The sequence below is a fragment of the Pseudoduganella sp. LjRoot289 genome (assembly GCF_964252925.1).
Taxonomy (GTDB): domain Bacteria; phylum Pseudomonadota; class Gammaproteobacteria; order Burkholderiales; family Burkholderiaceae_D; genus Rugamonas.
Map to the genome: position 1 here is coordinate 981,488 of NZ_CAXUPN020000001.1, position 12,898 is coordinate 994,385.

The window sequence follows — 12,898 nt, forward strand, 5'->3', positions numbered from 1 at the left end:
CGGACACGATACCGAAAGGCGATCCATGATTTTCAGTCAAGTGCAATTCAAGAAGAAAGCGGCGCTTGCCGCTGCGGACGGCGAGGGCGCGCAACACGGCGTCTCGCGCCGTGAGGTGATCACGGCCCTGCTGGCCGGGACCGCGCTGGCGGTGGCGTGGACCAGTTCCGCAGCGGCCGCAGCGCTGCAAGCGGCCGGCGCCCCGGCCGTGGCGGCGCGCGCCGGGCTGAGCGCCGGCGAGCTGGCCGTGCTGTCGGCCGCGTCTCAGGTCATCGTTCCCGCCACCGACACGCCGGGCGCCAAGGAAGCGGGCGTCCCGCAGTTCATCGGCGCGCTGTACGCCAACTGGATGAACGACGGCGAAGCATCGGTATTCCGCACCGGCCTGGCCGGGCTGGACGCCAGCGCGCAGCAGCGCTACCAGTGCGGTTACGCCGACTGTACGCCCGAGCAGGGGGCCGAGATCTTACAGGCGCTGCGTGCCGGCAGTCCCTACGCCGGCCGCAGCTTCTCGCTGAACGACCGCATCCTCGATCCCAAGGCGACGTTCTACCTGCGCCTGCGCGACCTGGTGGTGCTGGGCTACTTCACGTCCGAAGCTGGCAGCAACCAGGAACTGCGCTACATGCCGGTGCCCGGCAAGTTCGAATCGAATGTGGACATCAAGGCCTGGCCATACCAGGTCGTCATCTAAGGATCGTACATGAGCAAGACTACCCAATTCGACGCCATCGTCATCGGCTCCGGCATCACCGGCGGCTGGGCGGCCAAGGAACTGACCGAGCAAGGTCTGAAAGTGCTGATGCTGGAGCGCGGCGCGCTGGTCGAGCACCAGAAAGGCTATATCCACGAATTCACGCCGCCATGGCAGGCCCCCAACGACGGCCTGCCAGAGCGCGAACTGTACGCGCGCGACTACGAGATCCAGAGCAAGATCGAACGCGGCGCCTTCAGCTGGGCCAACCGCCATTACTGGATCAACGACAGGGAAAATCCCTATGAACAGATCAAACCGTTCCGCTGGCACCGCACCAATGTGCTGGGCGGCCGTTCGCTGACTTGGGGCCGCCAGTCCTACCGCTGGGGCAACGACGACTTCCAGGCCAATGCCCGCGACGGCCACGGCAACGACTGGCCGATCCGCTACGCGGACCTGGAACCCTGGTACACCCACGTCGAAAAATTCATCGGCGTGAGCGGGCAGCCGGAAGGGCTGGAGCATTTCCCCGACGGGCACTACCTGCCGCCAATGGAAATGACGGCGCTGGAGCGCGCGCTCAAGCAGCGCATCGAAGGCAAGTGGCAGGACCGCCGCGTTACCATCGGCCGTGTCGCCAACCTCACCGTGCCGCACAACGGCCGTGGCCAGTGCCAGAACCGTTCCATCTGCAACCGCGGCTGCTCGTTCGGCGCCTATTTCAGCACCCTCAGCTCGACGCTGCCGGCGGCGCAGAAGACCGGCCGCCTGACCGTGCGCACCGACAGCGTGGTGGAAGCCATCGATGTCGATCCGAAGACAAACAAGGCCAGCGGCGTGCGCGTGATCGACGCCAAAACCGGCAAGCGCATGACTTTCAAGGCGCGCGTCATCTTCCTGTGCGCGTCCACCTACGGATCGCTGCAGGTGCTGCTGCAGTCGCGCAGCGCGGCGCATCCAAACGGCATCGGCAACCACAGCGATGTGCTGGGCCGTTATCTGATGGACCACCACGGCGTGGCCGCGTTCGGCGAGATCAAAGGCTTCGAGGACCGCAACTACAAGGGCCGCCGCGCCACCGGCATCCTGGTGCCGCGCTTCCGCAACATCGGCGGGCAGGACGCCGACGCCGACTTCACGCGCGGCTACGGCTTCCAGGGCGGCGCCATGCGCGACGACTGGACCAACACCGCCGCGCTGACGGACGACTTCGGCGTCGGCATGAAACACAATATCGCCCGGCCCGGCAAGTGGGTCGCGTTTCTCGGCGCGTTCGGCGAGCAGCTGCCGCAGGCGCACAACCGCGTGGTGCTCAACGAGAAAAAGTTGGGCAACTATGGATTGCCGCAACTGAGCTTCGACGTGGCCTACGGCGAGAACGAGCGCAAGATGGCGGTCGACGCCGGCAAACAGGCGGAGCAGATGCTGAAGGCGGCCGGCGCCGAGCGCGTGCAGCTGATCCCGGTGCGCAACATGCCGGGCGTATCGATCCACGAAATGGGCGGCGCGCGCATGGGCAACAACCCGGCCGATTCGGTGCTCAACGCGCACAACCAGGTGCACGGCGTGCCCAATCTGTTTGTCACCGACGGTTCGGCCATGGCCTCATCTGGCACGGTCAATCCCTCGCTGACCTATATGGCGTTGACGGCGCGCGCGGTCGATTATGCGGTGGCCCAGTTCAAGGCCGGAAAGCTATAATCGCCATCCTCCACCTACAGACGACACAGCACACCCTATGCCATCCATCAGTGCCCACGCACGCGTGCCGAAACAGGGCCGCAGCCGCCAGTCTTTCGAGCGCATCATTGAAGGCACCCTCGATCTGCTGCGCGAGCGTCCCTACGACCAGATTACGCTGGCGGAGATCTGCGAGCGTTCGGAGGTGTCCACCGGTTCGCTGTATGGCCGCGTGGCAGGCAAGGACGAGTTGCTGCGCGCGGTGCAGGTGCGCTTCCTGGAGCGGCTGGCGGAGCAGTTCAACACCGAGGCCGCGCGCATCGCCGGCGAAACTCGCGGCTTGGCGCAGGTGGTGCCGGCGGTGGTCTCCAGCATGGGCACGCTGCTGATGGAAAACGCCAGCGTGCTGCGCTCCTTCATGCTGCGCAGCGCCACCGACGAAGCGATCGAGGCGGCCGGCAAGCAGGCCGCCAACGACAACCACGCCAAGTTCATCGCATTGATCCAGGCCTGCTCCCCAGAGATTCGCCATCCGCAGCCCGAGCGTGCCATCAACAGCGGCATGCTGCTGATCTACGCCACGCAAGCCCGCTTCCTCGGGCTGGACAGCGTCGGCGGGCTCAGCCAAGCCGGGCAGTGGACCCAATTGCTGGAAGACCTGAGCGACATGATGCTCGCCTTCCTCATGTTTACGCCTCCCAAGCGCTAACCAGGCGTGGGACGCGGTCCGTCCGCGTTCCAGGTTGCGCAAAAAACATAATCAACATTCTGATTTTGAAAAGGAATAGGCATGAACACACCTGCACCAAAACTGCGCTGGGCCTACATGGACCACTGGCGTATCGACACGCCGCAAGGACAGCTGTCGCAATACACTTCCGTCAAGCGCTTCGACGCCTTCCTCAAGCAGATCTCGGCCATAGGCTACGAGGCTATCGAGACCTTCGACTTCCACCTCGGCCCGCTGCGCGAGCTGTTCGGCTCGCTGGAAAATGCGCGCGCCTTCATGCAGGAGCGCGGCATCGACAAGGTGCTGAGCCTGTTCCATGCGGTGATGTACGACGAGCGCCAGAGCGCGCCGCATGTGCGCGCCACGCACGACCACATCTTCAACTATGCGCAGCACATCATGCGTTCCAGCGTGGGCCTGGGCGTGGAAAACTTCATCGTCATGCCGGCCGGCCTGTACTACGACGTCGAGCCGGTGACGGACGACAAGCTGCGCGCCTGCGCCGAACTGTGGAACCGGGTCGGCAAGATGACGCTGGAATACGGCGTCAAGACCTGCTGCCACCACGAGTTCTTCTGCGGCATCCGCAGCGCCGAGCAGCTGCGCAAGTTCTATGAATGGACCGATCCGCGCTACGTGTTCTTCTATTGCGACACCGCGCAGCATGTGATTGCGGGCGTCGACCCGGTCGACTTGTACCTGCAGCTGCAGGACCGCTGCGGCGGCTTCCACATGAAGGACACCAAGCACGTCGACCTGAGCGGCGACTACCGCCGCAAGCCCGATGCCGAAGTGATGGCGCCGACCACGCCGCGCTGGTTCCATGAAATGGGCACTCCCGGCGGCCTGGTGGACTTTCCCGCGCTGATGCAGGCGATGAAGGAATGCGGCTACCAAGGCTGGGTCGGGGTCGAGCACGACAAGGCCGACGTCGGCGGCGGCAACTATCCGGAAAGCACGGCGCTGTCGGCCTGGTATATCCAGCACGTACTGAAAAAAATCTACGCATAGGGTGACGGCATGATCAAATGGGCATATGGAGTAAATCAATGGAAGGCCGGTTTCACCAGCTTTGCGCGCCTGGAGGAGATCGAGCGCGCGTTCAAGGTGACGGCCGCTTGCGGCTTCGACGCGGTGGAACTGAACGCGGGCAGCGGACGCTGGGACCCGATAGGGCGGCCAGAGAACATCGCCATCAACTACGGCTCGGCGGCGCATTTCCGCCTCAAGCTCAAGGACCTGGGCATCAACCGCGTGCCCAGCACCTTCTTCGACCCCACGCTGATGAGCTTTGAGGAGCTGCATTTTGGCCTGATGAGCACGCAGCCGGCGGACCATGCGCGCATCGTCGCGCAGGCGCGCATCCACGCCGAAATGCTGGCGCAACTGGGCGGCGAGCTGCTGGTGGTGCGGCCGTTTCCGTCGTTCTGGAAGGAGGGCGCATTGAACGCCGGGCGGCTGGCCGCGGCGGCCGATTGCTGGAACCAGGTGGGCGCCATGGCGGCGTCGTTGGGCCTGAAAGTGGCGCTGCATGTGGATGCGCTGTCGGCGCTGCGCACGGCCGGGGAATTCGAGCAGCTGCTGCAGCTGTGCGACCCGGACAACATCGGCCTGGCCATCGACACGGCGGAGTTGACCATCGCCGGCCACGACGTGGTAGCGCTGTACCGGCGCTTCCACCAGCGCGTGCTGCATTTCCATTTCAAGGATGCGCTGGCGGTGGACACGCTAGCTGAATATCAGTTGCCGAACGCCGAACGCGCGCTGATCGCGGCCGGCGGCGAGCGCGAGATTCCCCGCTGGTTCGGCGAGATGGGCACCGGACTGGTGGACTTTCCGGCGCTGCTGGCCGCCATGCAGGAACACGGCTACGCCGGCTGGGTCGTGGTCGAAAGCGACAAGGGCCCGGAGCCGATAGCCACCGGCATGATGCTCAACAGCTGGTACCGGCAGAACGTGCTGCAACGGCTGGCGCGCTAGTCGGCGGAGGAGCCCATGAATCCACTCCAAACCACGGCGCCGGCAGCACCGGCGCCCACGGCGGAAGCTGCAGCATCCGCTGCAACCATGGCAACCGCTGCGACCGCTGCGGCTGGCGGCGGCGCATCCGGCCGCCGCCAGGCCGGCCGGGCGCAGGGCTTGGCGCTGATGGGCATCCTGGCGATGCCCACGCTGGCGCTGGCGGCCCTGGTTCCCAGCCTGCCGCAGCTGTTCCAGCAGTTTTCATCGGTGGCGAATTTCCAGCTGCTGGTGCCGATGATCATCACCGTGCCGTCGCTGTGCGTGGCGCTGTTCTCCGGTTTCATGGGCGCCATTGCCGACCGCTGGGGGCGCCGCAAGCTGCTGCTGGCGGCGCTGTTTGCCTTTGCGCTGCTCGGTCTCGCGCCGATGCTGTTCGACAGCCTGGTGCTGATCGTGGCCAGCCGCGTCATCGTCGGGCTGGCGGAAGCGGCCATCCTCACGGTCGGCAACGCGCTGATGGGCGACTACTTCGAAGGGGAGGACAGGCAGAAATGGCTGGGCTACCAGAACATGTTCGCCCCGCTGATCGGCTCCGCCATGCTGCTGTCGGGCGGCTTCCTGGCTGGCATGCACTGGCGCTATCCCTTCCTATTGTACCTGAGCGGCTTTGCCGTGCTGGCGTGGGTCTACTGCGTCTGCTGGGAGCCGGGCAGGGCGGAAGCCGCGGAGCGCCAGCCCGCAACGCCGTTCCCATGGGGCGTGGCGTTGCTGGTGGGCGGCGTCACCGTGCTGTTCTCGCTGGTGTTCTTCGTGCAGGCGGTGCAGCACGGGCGCATCTTCGGCGATATGGGCGTGGCATCGCCCGAGCGCATCAGCGTGCTGGCCACTATTGCCAGCCTCGGCACGGTGCTTGGCGGCTACCTGTTCAAGCGCTACGCCGGCTTCACTGTCACGCGCTGGATGGCCATCGTGCTGGCGTTCTATGGCGTCAGCTACATCGGCGTGGCGCTGGCCCCCAGTCTGCTCACCGGCCTGCCGCTCGACGCGCTGGGGCAGGTGGGCGGCGGCCTGATGCTGCCGGTCCTGGTCACCTGGGCGTTGCGGCACTACGGTTTCGAGCATCGCGGGCGCGGCATGGGCCTGTGGGGCGGGGCTTTCTTCCTCGGCCAGTTTCTCAGCCCACCGCTGCTGACGCTGATCGGCAGCTTCGGCGCCAGCTTCCTCGGCAGCGTGGCCGTCATCGGCGCGGCATGCCTGGCGGCGGCCGGCGCGATCACACTTATTCAAATGAAAGAAAAATGATCATGGAAATAGCAGCTTGTATCGAATGGATGTTCCCCGAGGCCGGCGACGACCTGGCCGCCCGCGTGCGCGCCGCGCATGCGGCTGGCGTGTCCGGCGTGGAGTTCCACCTGTGGCGCGAAAAGCCGCTGGACGCAATCGAGGCGGCGCTCAATGAAACCGGCGTGCGCCTGCTCAGCTTCTGCGTCGAGCCGCGCCGCAGCCTGGCCGATCCGGCCCACCACGAGGCCGTGCTGGCTGCGGTGGCGGACGCCATCCCGGTGGCGCAGCGCTTCAAGGGCGCGGCCATGATACTGGCGTCCGGTTTCACCATTCCCGGCGTACCGGAGCAGCAGCAGTTCGACGCCGTGGTCGGCGTGCTCAAACGCGCGGCAGCGCTGGCTGCGCAGTCCGGCACCATGCTGTGGCTGGAACCGGTGTACATGGTGGTCAACGGCCAGCGCATGTTTGTCGATACGGTCGCGCGCGGCCTGGACATCGTGGCCGCAGTGGACAGCCCGGCCTTGCGCCTGCTGGCGGACGCCTATCATTCGGCGCAGACGCAGGAAGACTTCGCGGCAGCGATATCGAACCGTTTGCCGCTGATCGGCCACGTGCAGGTGGCCGACACCGACGGCCGCCACGAACCGGGCACCGGCAGCATAGACTGGCAGCGCATCACCGCCGTGCTGCGCGAGCAGGGCTATGCGGGCGCGATAGGCCTGGAATACTTCCCTACCGTGGCCGACCGTGCATCGCTGGCCCTGTCCCGCCATGCGCTCGGCATTTAGCCGCCGCCGCTTCCTCTCGGCCCTGGCCTTGGGCGCAACTTACGCCATCAGCCCGCGCGCCCTTGCGCGGGGGCGTTTGCGCCAGGGCCTGACGCCGCACCTCTTCAGCGCAACCATCGAAGACACCTGCCGCATGGCGCAATCGCTGGGAGTGCAAGCTCTGGACTTCGTCAGCAATCCAGCGGACTGGCCGACACTGAAGCAGTATGGCCTGGTCATGAGCGTGCTGCGCGTCGATTACGGCGGCGGCATTTCCACGCCTGCCCGCGCTCCGGCCGGCCCGCCGGGCTGGAACGCCATCGGCACACCGGATCAGGACGGGCGGTTCGAGGCCGCACTGCGCGACCGTATCGACGCCGCAGCCACCCATGGCATCCCGAACATTATTGTGACCTGCGGCGCGCGCGGCAGTCTGGGCTACGAAGAGGGGAAGCGCAACGCGCTGGGTTTCCTGCGGCGCGTGCGCGCGCAGGCGGAGGCGCGCGGCGTGACGCTGGTGATGGAGAACATCAATTCCGGCCACAGCGGCGGCCCGCCGTCGCCGCCGGGCAGCATGTTCGATCACTTGCCGTGGGGGCTCGATATCGTATCCCAGCTCAATTCGCCGCGCGTGAAGCTGCTGGTCGACCTGTATCACGCCCAGCTAATGGACGGCGATATAACCAACTTCCTGCGCCAGAGCATGCAATGGATAGGCCATTTCCATACGGGCGGCATACCCGGTCGCCATGAAATCGACGAGACGCAGGAGCTGAATTACCGGCATGTCGCCCGGACCATTGCGGACCTGGACTATCGCGGCTTCATCAGCCATGAATGGACGCCGTCGGCCGGCCAGGACAAGCTGGCCGTGCTGCGCAAATGCATCGATATTATGGATGTGTAGCGGGGGCCGCCTGCATCGCCCTGGCCAGGCGCCAAGTGCCGGCGGCGGCGGCGGCCAGCAGGCAGCCGAATAGCGGCAGCACGTGCAGATAGGCTTGCGCGTAGTGCCGGGCCGCAGCGGCCGGGGCCGGGGCCTGGCCGTGGAACAACAGCAGTCCGGCCAGCGCTACGCCGAGTGCTGCTGCAATCTGATGCACCGCCGTGAACATGCCGGCAGCCACGCCGGCGTCGGTCATCGGCACGTCCTGCAGCGTGGCGTTCGATAGCTGCGGGCCGCACAAGCCCATACCGAGTCCCATCCCGAATTGCGCCAGTCCCAAATGCCACGGCAGCAGCACGCCGCCGTGCACCGCCCAGCCGGCCAGGCACAGGCTGGCGGCGCTGACGCCTGCGCCTGCCAGCATCACCCGCACGCCCAGCAGTTTGAACAGGCGCGGCCCGATCAGCGTGATGCCGCCCATCGCACCGAACGCAATCGGCGCGCAGGCGTAGGCCATTTGCGACGCGCTCAGTCCTATGCCTTCCTGCAGCACGAAGGTCATCACCAGCAGGTAGCCGGGCAGCACCGGGTTGATGCACAGCGTGCACAGCATTCCCAGCACCACCTTGCGCAATTTGAACAGGGACGGCGGCACCAGGGCGTCGCCGTGCGCGGCCTGGCGCCACCGCAGGTAGCGCGCGGTGGCCCAGGCCAGCGGGACGACGGCGGCCAGCAGCACCAGCAGCGCCGGCGGCCAGCCGCGCCCCGGCCCTTCGATCAAGGGCGTCAACAGGGCAAACAGCACCAGCACCGACAGCGCCGCACCGGCCAGGTCGACCGGGGTGGCGTTGACGCCGCGTCCCGGCGGCAGCAGGCGCGCGCCGGCGATCAGGCTGAACACGCCGATGGGCAGGTTGATCAGGAAGGTCAGGCGCCAGCCTAGGCCGAACCAGTTGGCGTCGATAAGCAGCCCGCCGACGATAGGCCCGAGCGCGGCCGAGAAGCCGCCGAGGAAACCGAACACCGTGTAGACCTTGTAGCGCTGGCTGGGCGGATACATCACCTGCACCAGCGCCATCACCTGCGGCACCATCAGGGCTGCCGCGGCGCCCTGCAACACGCGGGCGATCTGCAGCGTGGCGGCGTCCGGCGCTAGGCCGCAGGCCATGGACGTGAGGGTGAACAGCGCGATCCCGCTCAGGAACATGCGGCGGTAACCGTGGCTGTCGCCCAGCCTGCCGCCGACGATGAGCAGCACCGCGAAGGCGGTGGCGTAGCCGGCGATGATCCACTCCAGCGCGGCGCGGTCGGCGCCCAGCGTGGAGCCGATCGACGGGATGGCGACATTGACGATGGTCGTGTCCAGCAGGTCCATGACAAAGGCCAGCGCCACTGCCACCAGCGCCATCAGGCGCCGGCGCGGCGTGAATGAGGAAGCGGCAGCGTAAGCGCTGCCCTCCGTCCCGGAAACGGCATGGTGCATTGTGATTCCCTTTTTCTGATTTAGACGCTTGCGGCGGCCGTGATGAATTTTTCGCGTATCCAGCTGATCGCCGGATCGTTGCTGCGGTGCTTGTGCCATTGCAGCATCTGCACTAGGCGCGGAATGCGCGGCGGCGGCTCCCACACCTTGACCGGCAGCGTGGCCTGGGCGCGCAAGGCGATGCGGCGGTGTACGGTGGCGATGCGATCCGTGCCCACCACCATGGACGGCAGCGCAGTCATGGTCGGCGCGGTCACTTCCACGCGGCGCTTCACGTCGAAGCTTTCCATGAACCAGCCGTCGAAGGTGGACAGCGGACTGGCCATCGTATTGTTGAAGGTCGCAATGACGTGGCCGCAGGCCAGGTAGTCGTCGAAGGAGAGGCGCTCGCGCACGCGCGAATTGCCTTCCCAGGTCACGCACAGGTAGTCTTCCTCGAACAGCGCGGCGGACGGGTGGTCCTTGGCGATGTATTGCGAGGGGATGACGAGAAAATCGGCCTCGCCCTGTTCCAGCACATCGCCCGGCCGCTCGGCCTGGTCGCGCAGGCAGATGCGCAGATTGGGCGCTTCCCGGTACAGCTCGGCCAGCAGCGCGGGGATCAGCACCGCCGTGGTGTAGTCCGACACCAGCAGCGTGAACACGCGCGTCTCGCTGGCCGGATCGAACTGCGGCTGGGCGGCGATGGTGGTGTCGATGCGCATCAGCACCTCGCGCACCGGCTCGATCAGTTCCTTGGCGCGCGGCGTCAGGATCAGCTGCCGCCCGGAGGGCACCAGCAGTTCGTCGTTGAAGTAGGCGCGCAGCCTGGCCAGCGCGCCGCTGGTGGCCGGTTGGCTCAGGAACAGTTTCTCGGCCGCGCGGCTGATGTTGCGCTCCGCGAGCAGCGCGTTGAGCGCTACCAGCAAATTCAAGTCGAGTTTATTAAAGCGCATGCTTGCTCCGCTGATTAGGCCGACGCGCGCACGATGAGCGCATGGTCGAGGGTGCGCGACTCGGCCGGGCCGCCGGCCAGGCGCTTGAGTAGCAGCTCGGCCGCTGCGGCGCCCAGCTCGCGCACCGGCTGGGCGATGGTGGTAAGGGCGGGCTCGAATATCTGGGCCACCGGGATATCGTCAAAGCCCATTACCGCCACGTCTTCCGGCACGCGGCGGCCAACGCGGCGGAAGGCCTTGATGGCGCCGATGGCCAGCGTGTCGGAAACGGCAAAAACTGCGCTGGGCGGCTGCTCCATGGCCAGCAGCGCGCCGGCCGCTTCCATGCCGTGCACATATTCGGTGCCACGCGCCAGGCGCACCAGTTGCGGCTCGACGGGGAGGCTGGCGCGCTGCAGCGCATACTGGTAGCCGGCGTGGCGTTGCCGAGCCCAGCGGTAGTCCTCGCTCGCGCCGATCAGCGCAATCCGTCGGTGGCCCCGATTGAGCAGGTATTGCACCGCGTCAATCGCGGCCTGGCGGTGGTCGATGCTCACGCTGGGAACCTCGCTGTCCTCGATAAACTCCGAGCAGGCCACCCAAGGCAGGTCGGGAATCTCCTGCAGCAGCGGCTTGAGGTCGGTAGAGCGCGCCAGGCTGATCACACCGTCGGCCATGCGGTTGTATAGCGAGTCCAGCGCCGGGCTGTCGCGCGAGAGCGCCTGCGACGCCTCCGCGATCACCAGGCCGTAGCCATTCTCGCGCGTGACCGACTCCACGCCCTTGACGATCTCGGCGAAAAAGGGGTTGGCGAAATCGGGCACCAGCACCAGCAGCAGCCGGGTTTCGCCGCGCATCAGGCTGCGCGCCAGTGCATTGGCGCGGTAGCCGAGGGCATCGACTGCCGCTTCGACACGGGCGCGCGTATCGGCGCTGACCGCCTTGGTCCCGTTCAGCACCCGTGACACGGTGGCGATGGAGACGCCGGCCAGATCGGCCACGGCGGAGATGGAAGAGGATTTTGCGGACATCGGATGTAAAGTTAGGAAAAGTTTTCCCAATATACCGCAAAACGCCGCGATTCTGGCCTGTTTGAGCTATTCAAGATACGGATACCACATATCCATATAAAGCGGCCCGCAGCCGCATTTTTCGGTGGAGCAGGGCGTGGGAAAGCGTTATCATTTTTCGAGGTTAGATTTTCCTGCATGGACAGGTGAACGCCAAGAATAGGAGACGAAGCATGCAAACTATGCAACATGGGCAAGCCAGAAAGGCCGACTGGCGCCAGGGATGGATACTGGTGTTTTCCGGCTTCCTGCCGGTGATGGCCATCATCGCGCTGGCGCCGACCCTGCCGACACTGCTGGCGCACTTCCAGGACGTGCCCAACGCCAGGCTGATGGTGCCGCTGCTGATCACCGCCCCCAGCGCCTGCATCGCCCTGTTCGCGCCGGCCGCCGGTGTCATCGCCGACCGCTACGGGCGCCGCCGGCTGTTGCTGTGGTCCATGGCGTTCTACGGCGCCGGCGGCCTGATGCCCTTCGTGATCGACAATTTCTGGGCCGTGGTGGCCGGACGGGTAGTGATCGGCATCGGCGAGGCCGGCGTGCTCACCGTGGTCAATACGTTGCTGGCCGATTATTACGAGGAGAAGGAGCGCCACCGCTGGCTGATGCTGCAGGGGGTGGTCGGTTCGGTGCTCGGCACCGTGACCATCGCCAGTTCCGGCTTCCTCGCCGCGCAAGGCTGGCAGTACCCCTTCCTGGTGTATGCGGTGGCCATCCCCATCCTGCTCGCCAGCCTGGCCTTCCTGTTCGAGCCTGAGCCGCGCAAGAAGGCCGCCGGCCCTGCCTCCGCCACGCCGTTCCCCTACATGGTGGCCATGATGGTGTGCGGCGTCACGGTGGTGCTGTCCACCATCTACTACGTCCAGGTGATCAATTTCTCGCTGCTGCTTAAGGAGCTGGGCGTGGACAATCCGAAGTCCATCGGCCTGAGCATGGCGATCCCCAGCATCGGCGTGCCGATCGGCGCGGTGCTGTTCAAGCTGACCACGCGCTATGGCGCCGGCACGCAGATCCTGCTGGTGTTTGCCGGCTACGCGGTGGGGCTGGGCGGCATCGGCATGGCGCCCGACTACAAGGTGGCGCTGGCCTTCGCCTTCGTGCAGCAGCTGGCCAACGGCCTGATCGTGCCGGCGCTGATCGCCTGGACGCAGAGCAAATTCTCCTTCGAGCACCGCGGCCGTGGCATGGGCTGGTGGGCCAGTTCCTTCTTCGTGGCCCAATTCCTGTCGCCGGCCGTGGTCAACCTGACGCGCGGCTGGGTGGGCAATCTGCAAAACGCCTTTCTCACCTTCGGCCTGCTTGCCGCCGCGTGCGCGGTGCTGGCCTGCCTGCTGCGCTGGCGCGCGCCGCCGTCGCCGTCGCAAGCCGTCTCTTGAACCGTCTCTTAAACCGTCATTTGTCCGACTCAACACGAGGTACCCAGTA

Annotated in this window: 12 protein-coding genes; 9 read left to right on the forward strand and 3 right to left on the reverse strand. The window is 66.2% G+C overall.

All coding sequences use genetic code 11. The features are described from left to right. The first annotated feature begins 25 nt into the window (after window positions 1–25). The 8 genes from ACSQ8Y_RS04430 (at window position 26) to ACSQ8Y_RS04465 (ending at window position 8,027) form a co-directional block, all read left to right on the forward strand. Window positions 26–694 (forward strand): gluconate 2-dehydrogenase subunit 3 family protein, encoded by a 669-nt coding sequence (locus tag ACSQ8Y_RS04430; RefSeq protein ID WP_436265241.1) that lies wholly within the window; start codon window positions 26–28, stop codon window positions 692–694. A 9-nt stretch (window positions 695–703) separates the two neighbouring features. After that, window positions 704–2,398, forward strand: coding sequence for a GMC family oxidoreductase (locus tag ACSQ8Y_RS04435; protein WP_436265242.1), 1,695 nt, complete (start codon window positions 704–706; stop codon window positions 2,396–2,398). Window positions 2,399–2,435: 37 nt separating this feature from the next. Continuing rightward, the gene (locus ACSQ8Y_RS04440; RefSeq protein ID WP_436265243.1) at window positions 2,436–3,086 is read left to right on the forward strand and encodes a TetR/AcrR family transcriptional regulator; all 651 of its coding nucleotides are present in this window, start codon (window positions 2,436–2,438) and stop codon (window positions 3,084–3,086) included. 81 nt (window positions 3,087–3,167) lie between these two features. After that, window positions 3,168–4,118 carry a sugar phosphate isomerase/epimerase family protein gene (locus ACSQ8Y_RS04445; protein ID WP_436265244.1) on the forward strand — a complete coding sequence of 317 codons (951 nt, stop codon included), beginning with the start codon at window positions 3,168–3,170 and terminating at the stop codon, window positions 4,116–4,118. 9 nt (window positions 4,119–4,127) lie between these two features. Beyond that, a complete protein-coding gene (locus tag ACSQ8Y_RS04450) occupies window positions 4,128–5,087 on the forward strand; it encodes a sugar phosphate isomerase/epimerase family protein (RefSeq protein WP_436265245.1) in 960 nt (319 codons plus the stop codon). A 15-nt stretch (window positions 5,088–5,102) separates the two neighbouring features. Further along, window positions 5,103–6,371 carry an MFS transporter gene (locus tag ACSQ8Y_RS04455; protein ID WP_436265246.1) on the forward strand — a complete coding sequence of 423 codons (1,269 nt, stop codon included), beginning with the start codon at window positions 5,103–5,105 and terminating at the stop codon, window positions 6,369–6,371. Window positions 6,372–6,373: 2 nt separating this feature from the next. After that, window positions 6,374–7,141, forward strand: a complete 768-nt coding sequence (locus ACSQ8Y_RS04460) for a TIM barrel protein (protein WP_436265247.1) — start codon at window positions 6,374–6,376, stop codon at window positions 7,139–7,141. Beyond that, the gene (locus tag ACSQ8Y_RS04465) at window positions 7,125–8,027 is read left to right on the forward strand and encodes a TIM barrel protein (protein ID WP_436265248.1); all 903 of its coding nucleotides are present in this window, start codon (window positions 7,125–7,127) and stop codon (window positions 8,025–8,027) included. The genes ACSQ8Y_RS04460 and ACSQ8Y_RS04465 overlap by 17 nt, the downstream gene beginning before the upstream one ends. On the opposite strand, the gene ACSQ8Y_RS04470 is transcribed toward ACSQ8Y_RS04465, so the two are convergent. From ACSQ8Y_RS04470 to ACSQ8Y_RS04480, 3 genes are read right to left on the reverse strand one after another with little or no spacing between them, the layout of a single operon-like run. Beyond that, the gene (locus ACSQ8Y_RS04470; protein ID WP_436265249.1) at window positions 8,014–9,489 is read right to left on the reverse strand and encodes an MFS transporter; all 1,476 of its coding nucleotides are present in this window, start codon (window positions 9,487–9,489) and stop codon (window positions 8,014–8,016) included. The two genes, ACSQ8Y_RS04465 and ACSQ8Y_RS04470, sit on opposite strands and share 14 nt — an antisense overlap. Window positions 9,490–9,509: 20 nt before the next feature. Next, a complete protein-coding gene (locus ACSQ8Y_RS04475) occupies window positions 9,510–10,424 on the reverse strand; it encodes a LysR family transcriptional regulator (protein ID WP_436265250.1) in 915 nt (304 codons plus the stop codon). A gap of 14 nt (window positions 10,425–10,438) precedes the next feature. Next, window positions 10,439–11,434 (reverse strand): LacI family DNA-binding transcriptional regulator, encoded by a 996-nt coding sequence (locus ACSQ8Y_RS04480; RefSeq protein ID WP_436265251.1) that lies wholly within the window; start codon window positions 11,432–11,434, stop codon window positions 10,439–10,441. Window positions 11,435–11,646: 212 nt separating this feature from the next. Here ACSQ8Y_RS04480 and ACSQ8Y_RS04485 point away from each other — a divergent pair, with 212 nt between their 5' ends. Beyond that, window positions 11,647–12,849, forward strand: coding sequence for an MFS transporter (locus ACSQ8Y_RS04485; RefSeq protein ID WP_436265252.1), 1,203 nt, complete (start codon window positions 11,647–11,649; stop codon window positions 12,847–12,849). Window positions 12,850–12,898 lie beyond the last annotated feature (49 nt).